Here is a 25,930-nt window from a genome sequence, read left to right as displayed (position 1 = left end):
TCAGACCCCGGCCCCGTCCAGCCAGCTCAGGTAGTCGCTCTTGGCCTGCTCCTCGGCACTGCGGGCGGGCAGCCGCGGCGGAGTCTGCGGCCGGGGCCGCTCGCCGGGCTTCGGCTGCCCGGTGGGCCGTGGCGCCGGATTCCCTTGGCTTGCCGGGGGTTCCGACGGCTTCCGCTGGGCGACGGGCTGTTCCGCGGGCCGCTTCGCCGGTTCGCGGCGCTCGGCCGGGTTCTTCGGCGTCGTCGTGGACCGGTGCGCGGGCTTCTGCGCCGTGCGGCCCGCTCCGGCCGGTTCCCGGCGCTCGCCGTCGCGGTCCGCCTGCACCCGCCGCGCTGCGGGACGGTCGCGTGGTGCCTCGGGTTCCGGCTCGTCCTCGACGCGCTGGAGCAGCTCCGTCTCGTCGGTCGCCGCGCCCACCGGGCGGCGGACCTCGCCCAGGCGGTCGCGGCCGTCCGTCAAGGCCTGCCGGCAGATCTCGACGCACGAGGCGATCGTGCCGATCTCGTCCTGGCGCTGCGGGTAGACGACGGCGCCGGTGACGCCACCGGCGATCCGCTCGGCCTCCTCGCCGATCCGGCGCAGCGGGCGCAGGACGAGCAGGAAGTGCCAGGCGAACAGGATCAGCGCCACGACGGCGGTGAGCAGCGCGGCGACCCGGGCGCCCGAGCGGACGGTGTTGTCCGCGACGCCCAGCGACTCGATCGGCTGCTCGGCGACGACCACCCACTTCAGCGCGGCCGCCTGGCCCTTGTCCGCCAGCCGCTGCGCCGCGACCAGCGCCGCCGGAGTCGTCTCGCGGGCCTCCTTGCCCGCTTGGGCCGCGTCGACGTTCTCGATCAGCGCCGGGTCGGTGAGCGTGCTGAACGCGAGGTAGCCCTCGGTGTCGGCGATGGTGCGCTTGCCCTCGTCGACGACCCGGACGCGCCCGCCCGCGGTGCCGAGCAGCTCGGCCATCCGCGGCACGTCGTACTCGCCGACCAGGACGTTCTTCGAGCCCGGCAGCGGCGTGAAGGCGTAGACGACCGGGACGCGCCCGCTGGTGTTGCCCTGGCGCAGGCCCTCGCCGTCGGGCAGCTTCCCGGGGTCGCGCAGCGATTCCCGCCCGGTCTGCTGCACCGCCGCGCCCTGGGCGTCGGCGACGTAGACGCTGCGGAACCGGCTTCCGTCGCCGGTGAGCTGGTCGAGCATGCCGCGCAGCTGGTCCGGCTGCTTGCCCTGGCCGAGCCGCGCGACGGACTGCAGATCGGCCAGGCCTTCGGCGAGGCTGCGGCGCAGCGTGTCGGCCGAACGCGTGACGCGGAGACCGTGCTCGCTGAGCATCGTCGGCGAGACCTGGGCGGACTGGCGCCCGAGGGTGGCGGCGACCGCGCCCGACCAGCCGAGCAGCGCCAGGGTGACCAGCGCCAGGACGAGCTGGGCCGACAGGAACGCGCGGACCTTCGCGGCGGGCTTGCGGCGGCGCAGCTTCGCGCGGAACCGCTCGACGGCGCCGGTCACCCGGTTCACCTCGCGGATGCGCGACTGCCGGACCGGTTCGTCGAGCACGCCGGCCGCGACGGCGAGCGCGTCGGTGCGCAGCCGGCGGATCGGCGCGACGATCGTCCGCCGGAGCAGCACGAAACCCAGGACGGCCAGCGCGAACAACGCGGCCGCGGGGATCAGGCCGGGCCAGCGGGCCGGCACCGCCTCCACCGGGACCCGGCTGAACGAGACGACCGACAGGCCGAGGCTGCCGCCGATCCCGGACGGCGTGACCGGCGCGTACGAGACGACCGGCGCGACCCGCGGCCCCGGCTTGGCCGGGTCGGCCGCGGCGTCGCCGGTGAGGACACCGGTCTGCGCGGCGGCGGCCGCGGTCGCGGCACGGGCGAACAGGTCCTGGGCGGCGCGGTCGGTCGCGGGCACGTCGGTGCCGCGGGTGTAGAGGGCGGCGCCGTCGGCGGTGACCAGCCGGATCTGCTGCTGGGTGGCTTCGTTCAGCTCGCCGCGGATGCCGCGCAAGGCCGTCGAGACGACCAGGAGTTTCCCGGCACGGGCGCCGGTCAGCGGGAACGCGGTCAGCACCAGCGGTGTGTCGCCCACGCGGGCGACCGGGCGGACGGTGAGGTTCGCCACGGCGACACCGCTCAGGTTCTGCACCGGCACGGGTTCGCCGCGGGTGGCGACGACCTTCTGCGCGACCGGGTCGTAGACGGCGATGCCGCGCCAGTCCCCGTACGTCTCGCCGAGGCGGGTGAGCAGCGCGGTGTCGTCCGCGGTGTCGAACACCCCGGAGCCGTTGGCTACCTGGAGGTCGCCGGCGGCGCTCGTCACCGACGTCGCGATGCCCTGCGCGAGACCGGCGGTGGTGCGCTGCTGACCGGCGGCGACCTCGTCGGAAACGCGCCCGGAACTGTCGGTCGCGCGGATCAGGGAAAGCGGCCCGGCGGTCGAGAGGTAAAGCGCGGTGAAAGCGGTGATGAGCAGCAGAAGAACGAAAGTGGTCGCGGACGCGACACCGGCTCCGCGCGGGAAACCCGCTTCCGGAATCTGCTCGCGCAACCGCGCTGCTGGCACGTCGGACTGTTTCGGCCGGTTCAACCGCTCCCCCAAGGCCCTTTCGGATACGCGACCCGGCGGGTCGCCGGCCACTGGGGCCGGTAGCGGAACGTCAACCCGTTCGGGTTACGTGAAGGTATCAACGAAGCAGTCGGTCACGTTACAACTCCGCCCATCGGGTGACAAACGGTAGGTAAGCGGGGCCACAAAGTGGGATCAGTACACTCCGGGTGATGATCAGGCGACCGCGGATGTGGCTCAGCGTGATGGGCACGGCCCTTGCGCTGGCCTTGGTCTTGACGGTGGTGCTGATCCTCGGTGACGACGAGTCATCACCACCCGGATCACCCCCGCCCGAGCCGGCTCTCGATTCCCTGGTAACGAAGTTCACGTCCGGTCTGTCGGCGGACCAGGAGTACCGCTCACCGAAAACCGACGAACGTCGTACGGCCGCGAGCGGTTTCGCCGCGCTCGTCGACCGCCGGGGCACCGCCGATTTCGAAAAGCTGGGATTTTCCGTCCGGAACGGTGTCGATCCGGCCACCGGGCGGCCGTACACGATCGCGACGAACGAGCCCGGCACCGAACGGGCCTGGGGGATGTACGTGATCGACCGGTCCGCGCCGCCATCGCTGGTGGTCGAGGTGCCGCACCCGTCGTTCGACCTCCGGACCGAACTGTTCGGCGTCGACCTGTTCCGCCGGGTGCCCGGCGCGGTGCTGCTGATCGCGGGCGCGCACCGGAAGGCGGACGACGGCAAGGCCGACGTCGCCCACGAAGAGGACTCCGTGTTCCACGTCGTCGCGACGACGCTGGCCGCGCGCGGCCTCACGCAGGTCCAACTGCACGGCTTTCACGACCAGAACCAGCCCGGCACCGACATCGTGCTCTCCTCGGGCGCGACACCGGCAGGCGACGCGGCCCGCCGCGCGGCCGACCGCCTGACCGCGGCCGGGTTCGCCGTCTGCCGTGGCTGGGAGGACCGCTGCAAGGGCCTGGAGGGGACGACGAACGTCCAGGGCAAAGCGGCCGCCGTGGACGGCACGGTCTTCCTGCACGTCGAGATGAGCCGCACGGTCCGCGAATCACCCGAGCGCCGCGCGGACGTGGTCCGGGCCCTGGCGGAAGCCGACCTCAGCCGCCCCTGAGCGACGGCTCGGGATGCGACCGAGCGCAGGCGTGTAGGGCGTTATACGGTAGGCGGCGCCGGCCTGGGGATTTATCCGGCGCCACCTACCAGGTGCGTGCCCCGAGATCCGCTCGGGACAAAACAGACATACCCACCAGCTCGATGAGCTACACCACCGGTTGCGCGGGGACTGCAGTCACTGGCGTGAACCGGCTCTGGCGGCACCTCCCGCACCATCCCACCTCACCCTCACGGGTGGCTGCACAGGCGAGTGCGGTGACGTAGGGTGCCTTCACCATGATCGAATAACCACATCCCCAGCAGACTCCGAGCGCGGTGAGCCCTTATGCAGCAAGCCATTCTCATCGGCCCGGACACCATCAACCGCGCGGCGGTCGCCGCGCTGCTCGCCCGGGCCTACGACTTCGACCCGCACCGGGTGTTCGACTTCGAGCAGATCGATCTTGCGCGCGCCGCACTCGCCGACGAGGACTCTCTCGTCTTCGTCCTCTACCCCGCGGAAGACGATCTCCAGCACCGTTGCCGGCAGGAGGAGTCCAGGGCTTCCGAGGCGACCGAACACAACAATCTGATCTTCCTCGTGACGTCCTTGTCCAGTCACGACGCCCAGAGGATCCTCTCCCACAAACCACGGGGCGTCGTCTACCTGCACGAAGGCGTCGCTCATCTACACGATGTCATCTACACCGTCGAAGACGGCCGCCGAGCCGTCAGCAACAGCCTGACGCTGTCCGCCTGGGCGGCCAGAGAGAGTCCGCTGACCCCGCGGGAACGCGAGGTGCTGACCGCCGCCGCGGCCGGAAGCCCGCCCAAGGAGGTCGCCACCGCACTCGGGCTGGCGACCGGAACCGTCCGCAACCACCTGGCCGCGATCCAGAGCAAGCTGCGCACCCGATCCCTTGTGGACAGCATCCGCGTGGCGCAGGATTCGGGCTGGATCACCTGACCCGCTCACGAGGCCGCGATCTTCGCGGCTGGGGTCGACCCGGTTGACCCGGCCCACCACCACCGCCGACACCAGGGCGGCCAACGTCACGACTACCAGCAAAACCACCAAGGACCAGCGGTATTCGGTCGTCATCAGGTCTCACCCCCGGGACACCCGGAGTCTACGCCGTTCGCACTCGACACCACTTTCGTTCAGGTCCGCATCACCCTTCGAATGTCCAACCGCGCGATCCGGGAGTCCAGGATGCGGTGGCCGTGGCCGAATCGGCCGTCAGCCCATGGCGGTGAACGCCGGCGGCTCGTCGTGGGTGCGCGTGCGCGTCATTGGTCCAGCCAGAACGTGTTGAGATCTTCCTTGCCGTGCAACCGGTTCGTGCCATCCGGCCAGTCGACGTCGTCGCTCACGGCAGGCTCAGCAGCAGGTCACCGACCGCGGCGGGCCGGGACAGGAACGGGTGATGCCCCGCGTCGAGTTCGACGACGCGACCGGCTTTGCGGGCGAACTCCCGTTGCGACCGGGCCGGCGTGCCCGCGTCCTGGGCGCACACGAGATACGTCGTCGGCACGTCCCGCCAGGCGGCCGCCCCGACCGCTTCGCCGGTGACCCGCACACTCTGCCGGGCGAGGTGGTTCGCTGCTTCGGCCTGGACGTCGGCGTCGCAGTCCCGCAGGAACGTGTTCACCAGCAGTTCGGGGCGAACCCCGAACGTGCCCGCGTCGGGGTCGACGTCGAGGAACGGCGCGGGGGCGCCGTCACCGAAGTCCGCGAGACTCTGCCCGATTTCGGGCAGGTAGCTGGAGATCAGCACCAGGTGACGCACCGAAGCCACGCCTGCGGCCGCCTCGGCCGTCACGATCCCGCCGTAGCTGTGGGCGACGACGACGGTCGGTTCGTCGCTGTCCCGCAGCACCTGACGCACCGCGTCGACGTCCTCGGCCAACCCCGGACCACCAGTACCGCCGGGCGTACCGGTCTCCCCACAGCTCGGCAGGGCCGGGCTCACGCTCGACACGCCTCGCTCCCGCAGGAGCCCGGACATGCGGTGCCACCACCACGATCCGTCCCGGACGCACGCCCCGTGCACGAACACAACCCTCATCACTACCTCCACGTCGCTACGGAACACCGACGTTAGACGTAGCGGTTATTACGTGAAAAAGTAGCTTCGTGGGACGACGACCGGAGCCCGAGATCAAGCAGCGGCTGCTCGACGCGTGCACCGACCACGCGCTCGAACACGGCCTGCCCGACCGGCTCGACCCGCTGGTCCGTGCCACCGGCACGTCGGCGCGCATGCTGATCTACCACTTCGGCACGCGCGACGCCCTCCTCGGCGCGATCCTCGACAGTGCGCGGCAACGCCAGCTAGCCACATTCGGCGACTTGCTGCGCGTACATCCCGACCGGCCCTACACCGTCACCCTCGCGCAGGCCTGGGCGTTCATGACCGGCCCCGAGGGCCGGCCGTACCTGCGAATGTTCGGACTGTGGCGGGAAAGCGCGGCGCAGAAGCGCCAACCCGACTTCCGCCGAGCGGCGACAACGGACTGGCTCGGCCCGCTCGAAGAAGGCCTGCGCAGCATGGACCGGCCGGAACTGGCCACCCTGGTCCTGGCCGTAATCCGCGGCCTCCTCATGGATCTCGACGCAACCGAGGACCACGACCGCGCGAATGAAGCGTTCACACACTTCCTCAGCACGCTGGATGCCCGCGAGTGATTCCGGCGGCCGGCGGGTGACGGTGTGATCCCAGGCGGGGCAGCGCCTACCGGCACTACCGGGAGCTGCGCACCGGCGACGGGTACGTGCCGGGTCGCGCCGATCGTGTCGCCGCTGATCGAGCTGGACGACCGCACCGGCTACCTCGACAGCTTCACCTACGCCACCGGCAAGCAGGCCCGCAGCCCGGAGTCGAGCGGAACCTGATCTCCGGGCTGTTCAGCCACTCCACCAACCTCTGCCTGACCCGGGTGGCCGACGCCTGCGGCATCTCCACCGAGCGGGTCATCCCTCTCGAATCCAGTTCTCAGCACCGCACGATGGGCAGCGCATTCGGTACTCGCCACTCCTGCCACTGGGGCCCGGAAACCATTCCACTTCAAGAAGGTCATCGTTGTTTTCCGGGCAGCGCAATCCTTCTCGAATGCCCTCGGTAACACGTCTGGCCGTCTCGACCCACGCCGAGCGGGTCATCAGTGTCCTCCACTCGCTCCAGGTCAGCGACCTCCGCAACGAATTGGGCGACCGTCGCGCCGGTCAGAGGCTCAGCGGGGGTTCGTCTGCCAGGCCGTGATCCGGGTGCTGATCTTGATGATCAGCACCGCGGCCACGACCAGGGCCACCGCCGCGACGGTGTCGCTGTAGCGCGTGATCGTCGTGTTCTCGGTTAGGCGGGCGCCGCTCGTGGACAGCACCTGGTTCGTGAGGTAGGCGGCCCACCACCAGGTGACCAGCTCGGCGCCCGGCGTCCGGTACAGCTGCCACGTTCCGCGCGGCCGCTGGGGGTTGACGGCGTTCCAGACGTCTTGGACGACCATCTGCGGGAACCAGAAGCTGACGATCGGCACGATCCAGCCGAGCACGGCCCACATGGGCGAGTGCCGGTGCCGGGCGGGTTCGATCACCTCGGCGTTGGTGCGGGCGAGCCACAGCCACCGCATGAAGACGATCCCGGTGACGAACCGGCTCCCGAGGGAGGTCCAGACCACGACCGACCAGACGTCATCGGGGAAGGCGCCCCACTCGCCCGCGACGTCCGCGAGGCCGGCCGCGGTGGTCACGATGATCAGGATCGCGGACGCGCTTTGCCACCCGGCGAGCGGCCGAAGTGGCGCAATCGGTCTCTGCGGAACGGGCGCGTAGAAGTGCGGCTGCATGGCCCCCCCAGTCCAGTGCGTGGATCACGAGAAAAGCAAGCGCCGCGATGCGTGTCAAGTGACTTTCACCGGCGGCGTGCTCAGCGCAGGGTGGCGAAACTCGCCCGGACCTCGGCGACGAAGAGGTCCGGCTGTTCCAGCGCCAGGAAGTGCCCGCCCTGGTCGAGTTCGGCGAAGTGGACGAGATCGGTGTAGCGGCGTTCGATCCAGCGCCGGGACTTCCGGACGTGTTCGTGCGGCGCCATCGTGAAGCCCGTCGGGATCGTGATCGGGGCGGGCGGACCTGACGCCGCCGCGCGGGCGCGGGCCATCTCCCAGTACGTCTTGGCGGCGGACGACCCGGCGTTGGGGAGCCAGTAGAGCATGATGTCGTCGAGCAGTTCGTCGTGCGTGAACGACGCTTCCGCGTCACCCGGGGTGCCGCACGTGTCCTGGAACATCGCGTAGATCCACGCGGCCTGCCCGGCCGGCGAGTCGGCCAGGGAGTAGCCGATGGTCTGCGGCCGGGTGGACTGTTCCTTGGCGTAGCCGGACAACGTCTCCCAGAAGTAGTCGGCGCTGTCGAGCATGGCTTGTTCGTGCGGGGTGGCTTCGGCCCGCTCCTGCGGCGTCGGGAAGAACATGGCGAAGTTCAGGTGCAGGCCGACGCAGCCCGCGGGTGCTTTCCGGCCGATCTCGTCGGTGACGCCGGCGCCGAGGTCCCCGCCCTGGGCGCCCCAGCGGTCGTAGCCGAGCCGGTCCATCAGCGTGATCCAGGCGCCGGCGGTGCGCGCGAGCGTCCAGCCCGGTTCGGTGGTCTTGCCGGAGAAACCGAAGCCCGGCATCGTCGGGACGACGAGGTGGAACGCCGTGCGGGGATCCCCGCCGTGGGCCGCCGGGTCGGTGAGCGGGCCGATCACCTTGCGGAACTCCAGCACCGAACCGGGCCAGCCGTGGGTCATGATCAGCGGGAGCGCGTCCGGCTCGGGCGAGCGGACGTGCAGGAAGTGGATGTCGACGCCGTCGATTTCCGTGTGGAACTGGCCGAAGCCGTTGAGCAGGGCCTCGCACCGGCGCCAGTCGTAACCGCCGCTCCAGTGCTCGCACAAGGCGCGGATCTTGGCCAGCCGCGGGCCCTGGCTCGTGTCGGCCACGGTTTCGGGCTCCGGCCAGCGGGTCAGGCGCAGGCGTTCGCGCAGGTCGGCGAGCTGCGATTCGGGAACGTCGAGGGAGAAGGGCTTGATCCGCATCGCCGTACTGTACGATACCGTATCGTACAGAAGTCAAGGAGAATCGATGACGCCCGAAGCCGAGACACCCTCGCCTCGGCGAGGCAAAGCCCGTGAAGACGCGATCCTGGCCGCCGCGGTCGGCCTCATCGGCGAGATCGGCTACGACCGGCTCAGCATGGACGCCGTCGCCGCCCGCGCGAAGGCGTCCAAGATGACCATCTACCGCAGATGGCCCGGAAAAGCGGAACTGGTCGCGGAAGCACTGCGACGGCACGCCGAAGGCGAGACCCTGCACATCGCCGACACGGGCACCCTGCGCGGCGACCTGCTCGTCGCGGTCGAGGGCGTGGCACGCGCGCTCACCGGCGAGCACGGCCCATCACTGCTGGGACTCCTGGGCGCGGTGCGCGAGGATCCCGTGCTGCGCGGCCTCATCCGCGCCCAGATCGCCGGCACGAGCGACGCGGTCGCGACGGCCATCGCCCACCGGGCCGCCGCCCGCGGCGAGCCGGTGACGGCGGCGAACCCGGCCGCGGTGCTCGGCCTGGCCGTCGCTCAGCTGTTTCTGTCCACTTTGCTCGACGGCACTCCCCCGGACGCCGAAGCCCAGCACCGGCTCGTCGACGACGTCGTCCTGCCCTTGCTCACTCTCCCTGCGCCACCAACGGCTCCGCACCTCGGATCGCCCGACGGCGGTCTCGGCTGACCGGCACCATCGCCGCAGCGGGCCCAGCGGTCGACGCCCCGCTGGGCCCGTTCGCCGGTTTCAGCGGCTGCTGCGCGCGCTTTCCTGGAAGGTGACCTCGTCGGGGTTGGAACTGGGCTGTCCGGTGCCGGTGACCAGGAGGTCGCGGAGGCTGGCGCCGGCGTAGAGGTTCCACGCGCCGGAGCAGGCGTCGTAGCACTCGTCCGTGGGGCGCAGGCCTTCGTGGGTGAAGCGGACCGTGGTGCCGCTGTCGGTCGACGAGATCGCGAAGCGGATCCGGGTGCCGGTCCATTCGTCTTGATCGGCGACGAACTGGACCTTGCCGTCGACGACCTCCCAGACGACGAGCTCGCCGGGGATCAGGTCGGTGACCCGGAGCCGGGAGTAGTGGACGCCGGGGACCTCGAAGGAGAATTCGTCGCCGACCTGCCGGGTGTCACCGGCGATGTCGGTCATCCACCAGGCGCGCGGGTCGGTGATCGCGTCGGTGACCTCGGCGGCGGTGCTGGGGACGGTGAAGGTGGTGGTGTAGCTGTCGTTCACGGCTGTCTCCTCGGTGGTCGGTGCGGGTCCCGGAGGACCCTGTTGTTCCACCGACGAACGGCGAGAGCCGGCTTTGCCACCCGCCGCGAGAAATCTTCGATCAGTTTTCCGGCGCCAGTTCGTCGAGCCGTTTGGCCAGGTAGCGGCGCTCCGCATCGGAAGGAGCCAGCGCCAGTGCCTGCTCGTAGGACGCGCGGGCCTCGGCATCGCGGCCGGCACGGCGGAGCAGGTCCGCTCGGGTCGCCGGCAGCAGGTGGTAGCCCTCCAGGCTGCCCACCTCCGCCAGCGCGTCCACCAGCGCCAGGCCCGTCGTGATGCCGTCCGCCATGGCCACCGCCACCGCGCGGTTGAGTTCCACCACCGGCGACGCCGTCAGCTCGCTCAGATCGGCGTACAGGCCGGCGATCCGCACCCAGTCGGTCGCCGCCGCGCTGGGAGCCGTCGCGTGGCAGGCCGCGATCGCCGCCTGCAGCTGGTACGGGCCGGTCCGGCGCAGCGCCCGTGCCCCGGCCAGGACCCGGACGCCCTCGTCGATCAGCGCGCCGTCCCACCGCGACCGGTCCTGGTGCTCGAGGGTGACGAGCTCGCCGTCGCGCAGCCGGGTGGCGCGCCTCGACTCGTGCAGCAGCATCAACGCGAGCAGGCCGCGTGGTTCGGCCTCCGCGGGCATCAACGTCGTCAGGACCCGGGCCAGCCGGATGGCCTCGACGGTCAGCGCCCGCTGGTCCGCCTCGCCGTAGCCCTCGTTGAAGATCAGGTACAACACGGCCAGCACCGCCGCCAGGCGCTCCGGCAGCAGCTCCGCCGGCGGTACCCGGTACGGGATGCCGGCGTCCTGGATCTTGCGCTTCGCCCGGCTCAGCCGCTGGCCCGTGGTGGTTTCGGCGGACAGCAGGGCCCGGGCGATCTCGGCGGTCGTGAAGCCGGCGAGCGTGCGCAGCGTGAGCGCCACCCGCGCGGGCAGCGGCAGTGCGGGGTGGCAGCAGGTGAAGATCAGCCGCAGCCGCTCGTCCGGGATGTCGTCGGCGTCGGCGTCGGCGTCGTGAACGGGCTGCCGCACGGCCAGGTCCCGGAGCTTGGTGGCCCCGACCGCGTCACGCCGGATCCGGTCGGTCGCCCGGTTGCGGGCCGCGATGGTCAGCCACGCCCCCGGGTTGCGCGGGACGCCGTCGCGCGCCCACGTCGTGAGCGCGGACGCGAACGCCTCCTGCGCGCTGTCCTCGGCCAGGTCCCAGTCGCCGGTGAAGCCGATCAACGTCGCGACGACCTGACCCCACTCCTCCCGGTAGGCCGCCTCGACGGCCGCGCGGACCGCCGGGGACGGCGCGCTCATTCCCAGACGGGGCGGACCTCGACGCAGCCCCGGTGCGCGTACGGATGACCGGCGGCGATCGCCACCGCCTCGTCCAGGTTCGCGCAGTCGACGATGACGACGCCGCCGACGAAGTCCTTCGTCTCCGCGAACGGACCGTCCGAGATCAGGGTCTCGCCCTGCCGGACCCGGACGGTGGTCGCGCTCTCCACCGGGCGCAGGCGCGCCATGCCGCTGACCCGGCCGCGCCGGTCGAGGTCGGCCAGCCACGCCGTGTGGACGGGATCGGCCGCGAGCTGCTCGTTCGTCGGCGCGTCGACCTCGTCGTCGCAGATCAGCAAGACGTACTTCATGGCGCCATTCAAGCGCAGCCGATCCGCTCGCGCAGCGGTATCCGAAGCTCCGCTCCCGGTGGTGGATCCGCCATACTGGGTACCGAGAATCATCAGGGAGGGCGACGGTGACCGAAGCCGAAGGCGCGGACTGGGTTCCGGCGGGAGTCGACCGGGCCACGCCCAGCGTCGCGCGGATCTACGACTACCTGCTCGGCGGGGCCCACAACCTGGCCGCCGACCGTGCCGTGGCGCGGCGGCTGACGGACATCCAGCCGGAGGTCGCCCTCGTCGCCCGGCGCAACCGGGCCTTCCTCCGCCGGGCGGTGCGGTTCATGCTCGACGCGGGCATCCGCCAGTTCCTCGACCTCGGCTCCGGCATTCCGACGACCGGGAACGTCCACGAAGTGGCCCAAGCGGTCGACCCGGCCGCCCGGGTCGTCTACGTCGACTACGAGTCCGTCGCCGTCGCCCACAGCCGGCTGCTGCTCGCGGACAACCCCCACGCGGCCACAGTCCAGGCCGACATCACACGCCCCGCCGACGTGCTGAACTCCGGGCCCGTCCGGACCCTGCTCGATCTGACGCAGCCGGTCGGGCTGCTCGCGGTCGCCGTCGGGCACTACCTGCCACCGGAAGCCGACGTCCCCAGGGTGTTCGCCACCTACCGCGACGCGCTCGCCCCCGGCAGCCAGTTCGCGCTGACCCACCTGACCAACGACTTCGCCGTGCTGGCCGATCCCCGGGTCGCCGAGACGATGCGGTCCACACAGGACCACATCTTCCCCCGGCCGCGCGCGGAGGTACTGGCGTTGTTCCAGGGCTTCGAGCTGGTCGAGCCGGGGCTGACCACCAGCGGGAACTGGAATCCCGAGCGGCTGACCGCGGCCGTGCTCCCCCAGGACGACGGACTGTACGCCGGCCTGGGCGTCCGCCACCGGGACGCGCGATTCGAGACACCGGCTCGCTGAACGAGGGCTCGTTCGTCAGTCCACCCGGATCGAGACCTCCGTGCCTCCCTTGTACGGCACCCGGACCGAGACGAAGCCGTGGGCCGGGTCTCGCAACCAGGACACGTAGCCGGCGTAGTCGCCGCGCATCGCGCCGACGTTGTCGGTGATCACCACCGCTCCCGTGCGCAGCCGTGGCGCGACGAGGCGCAGCACGTCGAGCGCCGCGTCGGGAAAGCCGTCGTTGAGCATGAGGTCGACCGGGCCGTCGAGATCGCGCAAGGTCTCCAGGGCGTTGCCGGTGCGGATGTCGACGTGGTCCGCCAGACCGGCTTCCCGAACGTGGGCGCGGGCCCGTTCGGCCTTCTCCGGCACCATCTCGGTGCCGATCACCGTGCCGCCGCCGTTGTCCCGCACGGCCGCCGCCAGCCAGATCGTCGACACGCCGAACGACGTCCCGAACTCGACGACGCGGCGAGCGCGCACGGCGCGGGCCTGGGCGTAGCAGTAGGCGGCCTGCTTCCGCCCGAGCGCGAGGAACGCATCGTCGAAACGCCCGGCTGCCGCGGGCGGGCGACGCCGCGGCCGGCCGAGCACGAGCGCGGGGAGATCACCGGCGAGCCGCAGAAGGTTCCGTGGCAGCTGCCGGTCATTCGCCGAGTGCAGGCGCCGAAGCACCCCGGCGGCCCGGGTGTCAAGCAGGGCAAGAGGATCACGGCTGGTCATGTGATCATTGTGGGCGATTCTCCGCGCGTCCGAAACTCGCTTTCGCCGGCCTTGCCGGGAGGAGAAGCATTTCCGGTCATCGCCGCTTGAGCTGTGGAAACAGACCGCCGGACCTCGGCCGAGTTCGCCCGCGACCACGAACTCACCTCGGCTGCTCACTTTTCGGCTACGGTCGACCCTCCAAGCCGCCGACGGTGTCGAGCCAGTGCAGCACCACCTCTGCCGTTTCCGCGGCGTGCTCCGTGCTCATCGTGAAGTGGTCGCCCGGCACGCGGGCCGACTCGTGGGTCAATGGCCAGACCGACGTCCGCTCCGCCGAGGTCAAGGGCTCCTCCCCCGGCGGCATTGGCACGGCGTCCTCCGGCCGCAGCACCAGCGTCGGCGTCGCCAGTTCTTCCGGCCGCCACTCGCGCAGCAGTTCGGTGTACGCGGATGCCGCCGTGACCGCGTGGTCGTGGTAGGTCGCCGCGCCCGCTTGGGCCGCTCCGTGCACCAACGCTCGGGACAGCCTCGGAGCCAGGCCGCCCGGGAGGTAGCTGTCCAGCAGGACCACTCCGGACGGGGCCAGGCCTTGCCGCTCCAGCCGGACCGTGACCGCGTGCGCGAGCAAGCCGCCCGCCGAGATTCCCAGCAGTGCGAACGGTTTCCCGTCCGCGCACGCGGTGACCGCGGCCGTCAGGACGTCGGCCAGCGCGGCGAACGACGGTGCGAGCCGCTCGTCCGGCGCGTAGCCCGGCGGGAGGACGACCGACATCTGCCCGGGGAAGCACCGGGCGAGCTGCGCGAAGTTCAGCACGTGGTCGAACGCCGTCAGCGGCGGGAGACCGATCAGGTGCGGCCCGTCCGGCCCGCCGCCGAGCCGGACGACCTTGGCGGTCTCGCCGCCGGTGAACCGCTCCCGCAGTGCGGCCGCGCCGAGGCCGAACCGGTGCATCTCCTCGCCGAGGCCGCGTTCGGCCAAGTCCCGGTAGACGCCGCCGAGCGTGCCGTCCGGGGCCGCGTCTCCGTCGAGCAGCGGGGCCAGGTGCCGGGCGACGGCGGCGGGGGTGCCGTGGTCGTAGACCAGCGCCGCGGTGAGGCGCAGGCCGGTCGCCGACGCGAGGCGGTCGCGCAGGCCCACGGCGGTGAGCGAGTCGAGGCCGAGGTCGCGGAAGGGGCGGTCGGCGGCGATCGCGCCGGACCCCGCGTGACCCAGTTCGGCCGCGGCCTCGGTGCGGACCAGGTCGGTCAGCGCGTCGATCCGGGCCGCCGGGCCGAGGCTCCGCAAGCGCGGGAGGGCCGTGCCCGCCGGTTCCGGGACGACCAGGGCGTCGACCGCCGCGGGCACGCCGGCCAGCAGCGGGCTGGGCCGCGCCGCGGTGAAGATCGGCGCGAACCGGGTCCAGTCGACGTCCGCGACGACGGCGGTGACCCGCTGCTCGCGCAGCACCGCGCGCAGCCCGGACAGCGCCGGACCGGGGGCCATCGTCCGCACCGCCCGGCGGTGCAGGTGTTCGCGCGCGTCCTCCTCGGTGGTCATGCCGTCGGCCCAGGCGCCCCAGGCGACCGACACCGCGGCTGCGCCCCGGGCGCGCCGGATCTCGGCCAGCGCGTCGAGGTGGCTGTTGGCCGCCGCGTACGCCCCCTGCCCGGCGGCGCCCCAGATCGCGGCCGCCGACGAGAACAGCACGAACGCGTCCAGGTCACCCGTCAGCTCGTCCAGGTGACGAGCGCCGGAAACCTTGGCCGCCAACACGTTCTCGAGAGCCTCGGGCGTGCAGTCGGCCACGGTGACGGCGCCACCGGAGACGCCGGCGGCGTGCACGACGGCGTCCGGCGGGTACTCCGCCAGCACCCGCGCGACGGTGTCCCGGTCCGCGACGTCCCCGGCGACCAGGCTCACCCGGACACCGGCTTTCTCGACCTCCGTGGCCAGCTCCGCCGCCCCGGGCGCGGTGCCCCCACGACGGCTCAGCAGCACCAGGTGCGCCGCTCCCGCTTCGGCCAGCCAGCGGACGACGTGCCCGGCGACGCCGCCGGTGCCGCCCGTCACCAGGACCGTGCCCCGCGGTGTCCAGCCCGGTCCGGCCGGGACCGGGCGCGCCGGGACCAGCCGGCGGGCGAACACCCCCACCGCGCGGACGGCGACCTGGTCCTCCGATCCGCCGATGACCGCGAGCACCCGCTGAACGGCGGTCTCGTCGAGCGTTTCGGGCACGTCGACCAAGCCGCCCCAGCGGCCGGGGTGCTCCAGGGCGAGGGTCCGGCCGAGGCCCCACACCTGCGCGGCGGCGGCGTCGGACGGCACGTCGTCGCCCCCGGTCCCGACGGCCCCGGACGTCACCACCCAGACGCGCGGGCCGTCCTCCGCGAGCAGGGATTGCAGCACCGGCAACGCGCTCACGGCGGCTGTGGCCCGCACGAGGACGGCGTCCGGGGGTCCGTCGTCGCCCAGCGCCGTGGCGAGCGCAGGGTCACCGAGCACCCGCACTCGGGGTCGCGTCGGCGCGGGTTCCGGCAGCCGGGTCCACTCGACCTGGTAGCGCCACGGCCGGAGCACGGCCTCGCCGTGCCGCTCGCGGTGCCAGCGGGTCAGCTCGGGCAGGACGTCGCGCAGCCGCTCCGGATCGGGCAGGGCGAGGACCTCGCTCAGCGACTCGGCGTCCTCCGCCGCCACCGCCTCCCAGAACGACGTCTCGGCGTGGTCGCGGGCCGGCGCGGACTCCAGCCAGTAGTGCTGCCGCTGGAACGCCGTCGTCGGCAGCGGCACGACCGGGACGTCCGCCGGCACCACCGGTGCCCAGTCCACCGGGACGCCGTGGACGAACAGCTCGGCCAGCCCCGTCAGCAGGGTCTCGCGTTCGGGCCGGTCACGACGGGACAGGGCGACGGCGACCGCGTCACCGTCCGGCCCGCGGACCGCGGCCGCGAGACCGCCACCGGGCCCGGCCTCCACCACCGCCACGCCGCGGTCGAGCAGCACGCGGGTCACGTCGGCGAACCGGACCGGGCTGCGCACCTGACCCACCCAGTACTCCGCCGTGTCCACAGTGGACTCGACGCCGGTCACCGCGGAGATCAGCGGGATCGACGGCGGGGCGTACGTCACGGTCCCGGCGACCTCGGCGAACTCCGCGAGCACCGGCTCGACCAGCCCGGAGTGGAACGCCCGGTCGACGTCGAGGGTGGTGGTGCGGACGCCGAGTGACGCCGCGGCCGCGTGCACGGCCGCCGCTTCCCCGGAGAGCACGACGGCCTCGGGGCCGTTGACCGCGGCCAGCCAGACGCCGTCGCCGAGGACCGGCCGGACGGCCGTTTCGGAGGCCGCCACCGCGACCATCGCCCCGCCGGCGGGCAGGGCCTGCATGAGGCGGCCCCGCGTCGCGACCAGTTTCGCCGCGTCGGGCAACGAGAACACGCCCGCGACGTACGCCGCGGTCAGCTCGCCCAGCGAATGCCCGGCCACCACCGCCGGGCGGACACCGAACGACGCCAGCAGCCGCACCAGCGCGACCTCCATCGCGAACAGCGCGGCCTGGGTGTAAGCGGTCTCGTGCACCAGTTCCGACGCGATCGCCGCGCGCAGCGGCCGCTCGAGGTAGCCGTCGAACTCGGCGCAGACCTCGTCGAAGGCCTCGGCGTACACCGGGAACGCCTCGTACAGCTCGCGGCCCATGCCGGGCCGTTGCGCGCCCTGGCCGGTGAACACGAGCGCGACGTCGAGCGCGCGCGGCCCGGCGACCCCGTGCAGGCCCGCCCCGGCGGCGATCGCTTCCAGGCCGTCGGCCGCCTGCTGCGGGGTTTCGGCGAGGACGACGGCGCGGTGGTCCCACCGCGCCCGGCCGGTCAGCAGGGAGCGGGCCACGCTCGCCGCCGGCAGCCCGGCGACGGCGGCGGCGAGCTTCCCGGCCTGCTCGGCCAGCCCGGCGGCCGTGCGGGCCGACACCACCAGCGGCACCGCGCCCGCCGCGACGGGCGGCTCGGGCCGGGCGGCGGCCGGGGCCTGCTCCAGGACGACGTGGGCGTTGGTCCCGCTGACGCCGAAGGCGGACACCCCGGCGCGACGCGGCCGGCCGGCTTCCGGCCACGGCGCCGGTGCGGTGAGCAGCCGGATCGCACCGGACGTCCAGTCCACCTTCGCCGACGGCCGGTCCGCGTGCAGGGTCTTCGGCAGCACGCCGTGGCGCAGCGCCAGGACCATCTTGATCACCCCGGCGACCCCGGCCGCGGACTGCGTGTGCCCGACGTTCGACTTCAGCGACCCGAGCAGCAGCGGCCGCTCCCGGTCGCGGCCGTAGGTCGCCAGCAGCGCCTGCGCCTCGATCGGGTCACCCAGGGTCGTCCCGGTGCCGTGCGCCTCCACGGCGTCCACTTCGGACGGTGCCACCCGGGCGTCGGCGAGGGCCTGCCGGATCACCGCCTGCTGCGCCGGGCCGTTCGGCGCGGTCAGGCCGTTCGACGCGCCATCGGAGTTGACCGCCGACCCGCGCACCACGGCCAAGACCTCCCGGCCGTCGCGGACCGCGTCGGAAAGCCGTTGCAGCACCAGCACTCCGACGCCCTCACCCCAGCCCGTGCCGTCGGCATCGTCCGAAAAGGACTTGCAGCGGCCGTCGGCCGCGAGGCCGCGCTGGCGGGCGAACTCGACGAACGCGGCGGGCGTCGCCATCACCGTCGCACCGCCGGCCAGCGCCATCGAGCACTCCCCCGACCGCAGCGCCTGCGCGGCCAGGTGGATCGCCACCAGCGACGACGAGCACGCCGTGTCGAGCGTGACCGAGGGGCCGCGCAGGCCGAGCGTGTAGGACACCCGGCCGGACAGCACGCTCGCCGACGAGCCGGTCAGCGCGTAGCCGGCGAGGTCGTCCGACGCCGGGCCGGCGCCGTAGCCGAGGACCGCCGCGCCGAAGTACACGCCGACGTCCTGCCCGCGCAACGACGTCGGGGCGACCCCCGAGCGTTCCAGGGCCTCCCACGACGTCTGCAGCAGCAGCCGCTGCTGCGGGTCCATCGCCAGTGCTTCACGCGGCGAGATCCCGAAGAACTCCGGGTCGAACAGCCCGGCGTCGTGCAGGAACGCCCCGGCCAGGCTGTAGGTCTTCCCCGGGGTGCCGGGCGTGGGGTCGTAGACGGCGCCGGCGTCCCAGCCGCGGCCCGCGGGGAACTCGGTGACCGCGTCGGTGCCCGCGGACAGCAGGTCCCACAACGCTTCCGGGCCGTCGACGCCGCCGGGCAGGTGCACGCCCATGCCGACGATCACGATCGGGTCGTCGGCGGTCACCGCGGACGCCGGGGCCACCACGGTGGCGGCGCCGAACAGCTCGTCGTGCAGGTGCGCGGCGAGCGCGGCCGGATCCGGGTGGTCGAACACGACGGTAACCGGCAACGCGAGCCCGGTCGCGGTGGCCAGCCGGGTGCGCAGTTCCATCGCGGTGAGCGAGTCGAACCCGGCGTCGCGGAACGCGCGGGCCGCCGGGACCTCGTCCTGCTCGCCCAGCACCGCGGTGGCCTGGGCCTGGACCACGCCGGTGAGGTGGCCGAGCCGGGCCGGGCGATCGAGGTCGCGCAGGCGTGCCCGCAGGGTTTCGGCCGCGGTGACGTCGGGGACGTCCGGTGCGGCGGCAGCGTCGGCGGCTTCGGGGATGCCGTCGAGCAGCGGGCTCGGGCGGGCCGCGGTGAACAGCGGCGCGAACCGCGGCCAGTCCACCGCCGCGACGACGGCGGCCGGGCGGCCGTCACGCAGGGCGGCCCGCAGCGCCGAGAGGGCGAGGTCCGGGGCCATGGTGAGCACCGCGCGCCGGGCGAACCCGGCACCGGCCTCCTCGGCCATGCCGCCGGCCCAGGCCCCCCAGGCGACCGACAGCGCGGCCCGGCCCCGGGCGTGGCGGATCTCGGCCAGGGCGTCGAGGTGGCTGTTCGCGGCCGCGTAGGCGCCCTGCCCGGCGGCACCCCAGGTCGCGGCGGCCGAGGAGAACAGCACGAACGCGTCCAGGTCGCCCGTCAGCTCGTCCAGGTGACGCGCCCCGACGACCTTCGCGCGGACCTCGTCGAGGTCTTCCGGCGTGCAGTCGGCGACGGCCACCGCGCCGCCCGGGACACCGGCGGCGTGCACGACGGCGTCCGGCGGGTACTCCGCCAGCACCCGCGCCACGGTCTCGCGGTCCGCCACGTCGCCGGCCACCAGCGTCACGCGGACGTCGAGCGCGGCCAGGTCCGCCGCGCCGGGCGCGTCGGCGCCGCGGCGGCTCAGCAGCACCAGGTGCTCGGCCCCGGCTTCGGCGAGCCAGCGGACGACGTGCCGGCCGACGCCGCCGGTGCCGCCGGTCACCAGGACCGTCCCGCGCGGCGTCCAGCCCGGGCCTGCGACATTGCCGGCACGGACGAGCCGGCGGGCGTACAGGCCGGTCGCGCGCACGGCGACCTGGTCCTCGGGGCCCTGCAACGCGCTGAGCAGCCGCCGGGCCGTGGTCGCGTCGGCGTCGGCGGGCAGGTCGATCAGCCCGCCCCAGCGGCCGGGGTGCTCCAGCGCGGCGGTGCGGCCGAGGCCCCAGACCTCGGCGGCCGCGGCGTCGTCGGGGGCGCCATCAAGACCGCCGACGCCGACGGCGCCGCGGGTCACCACCCAGACGCGGCCGGTGTCCGCGGCGAGCGCGGCCTGGATGCGCGGCAACGCGGTCCGCGCGTCCGCGGCGAAGACGACGACGCCGTCGGCCGGGCCGGTCCCGGCGCCCGGCAGACCGGCGAGCACGGGGTCGTCGCCGTCCACGAGCCAGCGGCCGGTGCCGGCCGGTTCGGGGACGCGGACCCACTCGACGCGGTAGCACCACGAGGCGGCCGTGGCGGCGTCGCGGCGGGTAGCGCGCCAGCGTGTCAGGCCGGGCACCAGGGCGCGCAGGGCGTCCTGGTCGGTGCCGGAGAGGGTGTCGCCGAGGGTGGCGAGGTCGTCCTGCGCGACGGCGTCCCAGAAGTCGCCGTCGGAGCCCGCCGCGGTGGCCGGGCGCGGCGTGAGCCAGAAACGTTCCTCCTGGAAGACCGTGGTCGGCAGCGGGACGACGCCGGTGTGCCCGGCGGGGAAGGCGCCGGTCCAGTCGACGTCGACGCCGTGGACGAACAGCTCGGCCGCGGACTTGAGCAACCGCGGCCATTCGGGCCGGTCGCGGCGCAGGGTTCCGGCGACCAGCACGGTGTCGTCGTCGAGAGTCTCGCGTATAGCCGGGCCGAGCACCGGGTGCGAGCTGGTCTCGAGGAACACGCGGTGGCCTTCGCCGGCCAGTGCGCGGATCGCGTCGGCGAAGCGGACGGTGCCGCGCAGGTTGCGGAACCAGTAGTCCGGCGGCAGCGGCGCGGTGATCCACGCACTGTCCACAGTGGAGTACCACGGGACGGCCGGGACGTCGCCCGGCACGTTGCCGAGGGCGGCGCGCAGGTCGGCCTCGATGCCTTCGACCTGGGCGGTGTGCGAGGCGTAGTCCACCGGCACCCGCCGGACGCGGATGTCCTTGGCGCGGTACAGCTCTTCGAGGTCGTCGAGCGCCTCCGGGACGCCGGCGAGCACCACGGCGGACGGCGAGTTCACGGCCGCGATCTCGACGCCGTCGACGAGCGCGACCTCGTCGGTGCCGACCGCGACGGACAGCATCCCGCCGTGGCCGGCCAGCCGCCGGCCGATGATCCGGCTGCGGACGGCCACCACCCGGGCGGCGTCTTCGAGGGAGAGCGCCCCGGCGACACACGCCGCGGCGATCTCGCCCTGCGAGTGCCCGACGACGGCGTCCGGCCGCACGCCCAGCGACTCCCACACCGCGGCCAGCGACACCATGACCGCGAACGACACCGGCTGGACGACGTCCACGGCGTCGAGGGGCCGGCCTTCGCGCACCACGTCGGCCAGGGACCAGTCCACGTGCGGCGCCAGGGCGGCCGCGCACGCTTCCATCCGGGCCGCGAACACCGGGTTCGCCGCCCAGAGTTCCCGGCCCATCCCGGTCCACTGCGCGCCCTGGCCGGGGAACACCCAGGTGAGCGGGCCGCCCGGCCCGGCGACGCCGGTCACGACGTCGGCGCGGTCCTCGGTGATGCGGCGGAGGGCGTCGGCGGGCTCGTCGGAGAGGACGACGGCGCGGTGCTCCCAGGTGGCGCGGGAGCGGACCAGCGACCAGCCGATGGCAGCCGCTTCTCCGACGATCGGCGCCAGCCGTGCGGCCTGCTCGGCCAGCCCGGCCGCCGAACGGGCCGAGACCACGAGCGGCACCAGCCCGCCGGCCGGCTCCGGGCGCGCGGGCGCGGGTCCCTGCTCCAGGACGAGGTGGGCGTTGGTGCCGCTGACGCCGAACGACGAGACCCCGGCGCGGCGGGGCCGGTCGCCTTCCGGCCAGGGCCGGGCCTCGGTGAGCAGCCGGACCGCGCCGGTCGTCCAGTCCACTTCGGACGTCGGCGCGTCGGCGTGCAACGTCCGCGGCAGGACGCCGTGGCGCATGGCCAGGATCATCTTCAGCACGCCCGCGACCCCGGCCGCGGCCTGGGCGTGCCCGATGTTGGACTTCAACGAACCCAGCCACAGTGGCTCCGAGCGGTCCTGGCCGTACGTCGCGAGGAGCGCCTGCGCCTCGATCGGATCACCGAGGGACGTCCCGGTGCCGTGCGCCTCGACGGCGTCCACATCGGACGGTCGCAGGCCCGCGTTGGCCAGGGCCCGCCGGATCACGGCCTGCTGTGCGGGTCCGTTCGGTGCGGTGAGCCCGTTGGACGCGCCGTCCTGGTTGACGGCCGTCCCGCGTACGACGGCCAGGACCTCACGGCCTTCGCGCAGTGCGTCGGAAAGCCGTTGCAGCACCACGACTCCGACGCCTTCGGCCCAGCCGGTTCCGTCGGCTTCGTCCGAAAAGGACTTGCAGCGGCCGTCGGCGGCCAAGCCGCGCTGGCGCGAGAACTCGACGAAGACGCCCGGGGTCGCCATCACCGTGGCCCCGCCCGCCAGGGCCATCGAGCACTCCCCCGACCGCAGCGACTGCGCGGCCAGGTGGATGGTGACCAGCGACGACGAGCACGCGGTGTCGACCGTGACGGCGGGTCCGCGCAGGCCGAGGACGTACGAGACGCGCCCGGCCGCGACGCTGCCGGCGGCGCCGGTGCCCAGCATCCCTTCGAGGCCGCTGTCGTGCGCGCCGGTGCCGTAGTCGTGGTACATCAGGCCGGTGAACACGCCGATGTCCTGGCCCCGCACCGAATCCGGCGCGATCCCGGCGCGTTCGAGGGCCTCCCACGACGTCTGCAGCAGCAGCCGCTGCTGGGGGTCCATGGCGAGGGCCTCGCGGCGGGAGATCCCGAAGAAGCCCGGGTCGAACAGCGCCGCGTCGTGCAGGAAGCCGCCGTGGCGGGTGTAGGACTTGCCCGCGGCGTCCGGGTCGGGGTCGTAGAGCGCCTCGACGTCCCAGCCGCGGTCGGCGGGGAACGGCGTCACGGCGTCGACCCCGCCGTCGAGCAGCGCCCACAGCTCGTCCGGGGTGCGCACGCCGCCGGGCAGGCGCAGACCCATGCCGACGACGGCGATCGGGTCGTCGGTGGCCACCACGGTGGCCGGTGCCGCGGTCGTGGTCCCGCCCAGGAGGGTGTCGCGCAGGTGCCCGGCCAGTTCGGCCGGGCTCGGGAAGTCGAAGACGACGGTGGCGGGCAGCGTGACGCCGGTCGCGGCGGTGAGCCGGTTGCGCAGTTCGACGGCGGTCAGCGAGTCGAAGCCGGCGTCGCGGAAGGGCCGGGTGGCGCCGACGGTGGTGCCCGCGCCGAGCACGGCAGCGGCCTCGGTGCGGACGAGGGTGAGCAGCGCGGCCGCGTCGGCGTTCGTGACGCGCGGTGCCCGGCCGGCCCGGCGGCGCACCGGCCCGACCAGGTCGTTCAGCAGCGCCGGGACGTCGCCAGTGCGGGCGTGCTCGCGCAGTGCGGGGACATCGAACTCGGCCGGGACCAGCACGGTGGTGGCCGAGGCGAGCGCGGCGTCGAACAGCCGCATCCCGTGCCCGGGGTCGAGGGCCCGGATGCCGGCGCGGGCCAGCCGCGCGCCGTCGGCGGCCGCGCCCAAGCCGTCGCTCCACAGGCCCCACGCGAGTGACTGCGCGGGCCGCCCGGCCGCCCGGCGGCGGACGGCGAGGGCGTCGAGGAACGCGTTGGCCGCAGCGTAGTTGCCCTGGCCCGCGCCGCCGAGCACGCCGGACAGCGACGAGAAGAGCACGAACGCCCGGAGATCGGCGTCGCGGGTCAGCTCGTCGAGGTGCACAGCGGCGTCGGCCTTCGGACGGAAGACCGTCTCGACGCGGGTGGCGTCGAGGGCGGTGACGACGCCGTCGTCCAGCACGCCCGCGGCGTGGACCACGGCGGTCAGCGACGCGTCGGCGGGCACGCGGGCGAGCAGGGCGCGGACCTGCTCGCGGTCGCCGAGGTCGGCGGCGGCCACCTCGACCCGCGCGCCCAGGCCGCGCAGGTCGTCGCACAGTTCGGCGACGCCGGGCGCGGTCTCGCCGCGGCGGGAGGCGAGGAGCAGGCTGCGCACCCCGTGCTCGGCGACGACGTGCCGGGCGACGAGCGAGCCGAGGGTGCCGGTGCCGCCGGTGATCAGCACGGTGCCCGCCGGGTCGAGCGGGCTCGACCCGGTGTCGCGCCGGGCGCGGACCAGCCGGGGCACCCGGACCTGGCCGTCGCGGAGCGCGCACTGGTTCTCCGCCGGTCCGGCGGGATCGCGCCAGGACGTGCCGGGCGCGGGTGCGTCGCCGAGGTCGACGAGCGCGAACCGGCCCGGGTGCTCGGCCTGCGCCGCGCGGACCAGGCCCCAGACGGCGGCCGCGGCCGGGTCGGCGAGCGCGTCCCGGGTGAGGACGACGAGCCTTGTTTCCCTTCGACGCGGGTCGGCGAGGAAGGCCTGCAGCACGTCGAGCACGCCGGTGACGGCTTCCCGGGCACCGGTCGGCTCGACGAGCAGCAGCACCTGCGTATCGGCTGAGGCCGCGGCCAGTCCCGCCGGGTCGGTCACGACCACGGCCGGGACCGCCGGGGCGTCGGACGGGGTCACGGACCGCCAGTCCACTGTGTACAGAGCGTCGTCCTGGGCCTCGCCGAGCTGGGCGGGAGCGGGACGGGTGACCAGCGAGCCCACCGACAGCACGGGCGCGCCGGTCGGGTCGGTCAGGGCGAGCGTCAGCCCGCCGGTGCCGTCGGGCCGGAGGTGGACGCGAGCCGCCGACGCGCCGTCGGCGTGGACCACGACGTCGCGCCAGGCGAACGGCAGCGCCGCGGTGCCGGCGGCCGGCGCGGCCGGGTGCAGGGCGGCGTCGAACAACGCCGGGTGGATCGTGTACCCGGCGACGTCGGCGCCTTCGGGCAGCTCGATCTCGGCGTACAGGTCGTCGCCGCGGCGCCAGGCGGCGGTGAGGCAGCGGAAGAGCGGGCCGTACCCCAAGCCGCGATCGGCCAGGGTGTCGTAGCAGCCTTCGACGTCCACGGGTTCCGCGCCGGGCGGCGGCCACTCGGCCACATCGGCCGGCGGGGCCGGGGTGTCGGCGGCCAGCACGCCGCTCGCGTGCCGGGTCCACGGGCCGTCGCCCCGGCGGGAGTACACGCCGACGGTGCGGCGGCCGTCGTCGTCCGGTCCGGCGACCACCCGCAGCTGCGGGTCGGCGCCGTCGGTCACCGGCAGCGGCGCCTCGATGACGAGTTCCCGCAGCAGGGGCAGGCCGAGCCGGTCGCCGGCCTGGACGGCGAGTTCGACGAGCGCGGTGCCGGGGAGCAGCGCGACACCGCCGACGGTGTGGTCGGCCAGCCAGGGCAGCGCGGTGTGCGAGAGCCGGCCGGTCAGGACGAGGCCGCCGGACTCGGGGTCGTCGACGGCGGCGCGCAGCATCGGGTGCGCGAGCTTGTCCTGACCGAGCCCGGCCGGGTCGGCGGTCGCGGCGGGCCGGGCGAGCCAGAAGTGTTCGCGCCGGAACGCCGTGACCGGCAAGGGAACATTGGCCCGGTAGCCCGGCGGGAAGAGCTGCGTCCAGTCGACGTCGGCGCCGTGCGCGAAGGCCTCGGCGAGCCCGGTGAGGAACGTCGTGACCTCGCCCCGGCCACGACGGGAAAGGGCGGCCACCGCCGGTCCGGCCGCGTCGATCAGGGGCGTCAGCGCGGCGTCGGGGCCGACTTCCAGCACGGCCGCCACGGACCGGTCCAGCAGCGTCGTGACGGCGTCGGCGAAGCGCACCGGCCGTCGTACCTGGTCGACCCAGTAGCCCGCCGAGCACAGCTCCGCCCCGGCGACCGCACCGGACACAGTGGACACCAGCGGCACCACCGGCTCGTGGTACTCGACCCGGGTGGCCACCTCGGCGAACTCCGCCAGCATCGGCTCGACCAGTCCGGAGTGGAACGCCTGCGAGACGGTCAGCCGCTTCACCCGGTACGGCAGCCGCTCGGCCGCGGCCTCGATGGCTTCGGCGGTACCGGACAGCACCACGGACTGCGGGCCGTTCACCGCGGCGAGCCAGACGCCGTCGCCCAGTACGGAGCGGACGTCCACTTCGGACGCTTCGACGGCCACCATCGCGCCACCGGCGGGCAGCGCCTGCATCAGCCGTCCGCGAGCGGCGACGAGCATCGCCGCGTCCGGCAAGGAGAACACGCCCGCGACGTG

14 protein-coding genes (1 of these 14 only partly in view) are annotated in these 25,930 nt (G+C 73.8%); 5 read left to right on the top strand and 9 right to left on the bottom strand.

Annotated features, from left to right (window positions below):
• A complete protein-coding gene (locus OHS58_RS06515) occupies positions 1–2,541 on the bottom strand; it encodes a HAMP domain-containing protein (RefSeq protein ID WP_328647516.1) in 2,541 nt (846 codons plus the stop codon).
• A gap of 230 nt (positions 2,542–2,771) precedes the next feature.
• Between OHS58_RS06515 and OHS58_RS06510 the strand changes: the two genes are divergently transcribed.
• Complete coding sequence (locus OHS58_RS06510; RefSeq protein WP_328647515.1) at positions 2,772–3,686, top strand: hypothetical protein; 915 nt, start codon at positions 2,772–2,774, stop codon at positions 3,684–3,686.
• Between the two features lie 327 nt (positions 3,687–4,013).
• Positions 4,014–4,634 (top strand): helix-turn-helix transcriptional regulator, encoded by a 621-nt coding sequence (locus OHS58_RS06505; RefSeq protein WP_328647514.1) that lies wholly within the window; start codon positions 4,014–4,016, stop codon positions 4,632–4,634.
• A 403-nt stretch (positions 4,635–5,037) separates the two neighbouring features.
• On the opposite strand, the gene OHS58_RS06500 is transcribed toward OHS58_RS06505, so the two are convergent.
• A complete protein-coding gene (locus tag OHS58_RS06500) occupies positions 5,038–5,736 on the bottom strand; it encodes an alpha/beta fold hydrolase (RefSeq protein WP_328647513.1) in 699 nt (232 codons plus the stop codon).
• 68 nt (positions 5,737–5,804) lie between these two features.
• On the opposite strand from OHS58_RS06500, the gene OHS58_RS06495 reads away from it, so the two are divergent.
• Positions 5,805–6,356, top strand: coding sequence for a TetR/AcrR family transcriptional regulator (locus tag OHS58_RS06495; protein ID WP_328647512.1), 552 nt, complete (start codon positions 5,805–5,807; stop codon positions 6,354–6,356).
• A gap of 545 nt (positions 6,357–6,901) precedes the next feature.
• On the opposite strand, the gene OHS58_RS06490 is transcribed toward OHS58_RS06495, so the two are convergent.
• Entirely contained in the window at positions 6,902–7,417 is a 516-nt protein-coding gene (locus OHS58_RS06490; RefSeq protein WP_328647511.1) for a DUF4328 domain-containing protein, read from the bottom strand.
• 176 nt (positions 7,418–7,593) lie between these two features.
• Positions 7,594–8,742 (bottom strand): epoxide hydrolase family protein, encoded by a 1,149-nt coding sequence (locus OHS58_RS06485; RefSeq protein WP_328647510.1) that lies wholly within the window; start codon positions 8,740–8,742, stop codon positions 7,594–7,596.
• Positions 8,743–8,788: 46 nt separating this feature from the next.
• Between OHS58_RS06485 and OHS58_RS06480 the strand changes: the two genes are divergently transcribed.
• Positions 8,789–9,430 (top strand): TetR/AcrR family transcriptional regulator, encoded by a 642-nt coding sequence (locus OHS58_RS06480; RefSeq protein WP_328647509.1) that lies wholly within the window; start codon positions 8,789–8,791, stop codon positions 9,428–9,430.
• Positions 9,431–9,490: 60 nt separating this feature from the next.
• Here OHS58_RS06480 and OHS58_RS06475 read toward each other — a convergent pair whose 3' ends face one another.
• The 3 genes from OHS58_RS06475 to OHS58_RS06465 form a co-directional block, all read right to left on the bottom strand.
• Entirely contained in the window at positions 9,491–9,973 is a 483-nt protein-coding gene (locus tag OHS58_RS06475) for an SRPBCC family protein (protein WP_328647508.1), read from the bottom strand.
• A 100-nt stretch (positions 9,974–10,073) separates the two neighbouring features.
• Complete coding sequence (locus OHS58_RS06470) at positions 10,074–11,306, bottom strand: RNA polymerase sigma factor (protein ID WP_328647507.1); 1,233 nt, start codon at positions 11,304–11,306, stop codon at positions 10,074–10,076.
• Positions 11,303–11,638: a YciI family protein gene (locus OHS58_RS06465; protein WP_326950761.1), complete on the bottom strand. Its 336-nt coding sequence runs from the start codon at positions 11,636–11,638 to the stop codon at positions 11,303–11,305. The genes OHS58_RS06470 and OHS58_RS06465 overlap by 4 nt, the downstream gene beginning before the upstream one ends.
• 107 nt (positions 11,639–11,745) lie before the next feature.
• Between OHS58_RS06465 and OHS58_RS06460 the strand changes: the two genes are divergently transcribed.
• Positions 11,746–12,588 (top strand): SAM-dependent methyltransferase, encoded by an 843-nt coding sequence (locus OHS58_RS06460; protein ID WP_328647506.1) that lies wholly within the window; start codon positions 11,746–11,748, stop codon positions 12,586–12,588.
• Positions 12,589–12,603: 15 nt separating this feature from the next.
• On the opposite strand, the gene OHS58_RS06455 is transcribed toward OHS58_RS06460, so the two are convergent.
• Both OHS58_RS06455 and OHS58_RS06450 read right to left on the bottom strand, forming a co-directional pair.
• Positions 12,604–13,293 carry an O-methyltransferase gene (locus OHS58_RS06455; RefSeq protein WP_328647505.1) on the bottom strand — a complete coding sequence of 230 codons (690 nt, stop codon included), beginning with the start codon at positions 13,291–13,293 and terminating at the stop codon, positions 12,604–12,606.
• Between the two features lie 166 nt (positions 13,294–13,459).
• A protein-coding gene (locus OHS58_RS06450) for an SDR family NAD(P)-dependent oxidoreductase (protein WP_328647504.1) crosses the window boundary here: on the bottom strand, positions 13,460–25,930 show its final stretch. The gene runs 23,247 nt beyond the window's last position; only the last 12,471 of its 35,718 coding nucleotides appear in the window; its start codon lies off the right edge, out of view; its stop codon occupies positions 13,460–13,462.

It is taken from the genome of Amycolatopsis sp. NBC_00348 (assembly GCF_036114655.1).
Lineage (GTDB): Bacteria > Actinomycetota > Actinomycetes > Mycobacteriales > Pseudonocardiaceae > Amycolatopsis.
Note: the sequence above shows the minus strand (reverse complement) of the source record. Positions and strands in the feature narration are given on the sequence as shown.

Coding starts and splice junctions, on each gene's coding strand:
- OHS58_RS06485 (WP_328647510.1), bottom strand. CDS start 8,742: ATGCGGATCAAGCCCTTCTCCCTCGACGTTCCCGAATCGCAGCTCGCC.
- OHS58_RS06470 (WP_328647507.1), bottom strand. CDS start 11,306: ATGAGCGCGCCGTCCCCGGCGGTCCGCGCGGCCGTCGAGGCGGCCTAC.
- OHS58_RS06510 (WP_328647515.1), top strand. CDS start 2,772: ATGATCAGGCGACCGCGGATGTGGCTCAGCGTGATGGGCACGGCCCTT.
- OHS58_RS06500 (WP_328647513.1), bottom strand. CDS start 5,736: ATGAGGGTTGTGTTCGTGCACGGGGCGTGCGTCCGGGACGGATCGTGG.
- OHS58_RS06505 (WP_328647514.1), top strand. CDS start 4,014: ATGCAGCAAGCCATTCTCATCGGCCCGGACACCATCAACCGCGCGGCG.
- OHS58_RS06455 (WP_328647505.1), bottom strand. CDS start 13,293: ATGACCAGCCGTGATCCTCTTGCCCTGCTTGACACCCGGGCCGCCGGG.
- OHS58_RS06480 (WP_328647509.1), top strand. CDS start 8,789: ATGACGCCCGAAGCCGAGACACCCTCGCCTCGGCGAGGCAAAGCCCGT.
- OHS58_RS06465 (WP_326950761.1), bottom strand. CDS start 11,638: ATGAAGTACGTCTTGCTGATCTGCGACGACGAGGTCGACGCGCCGACG.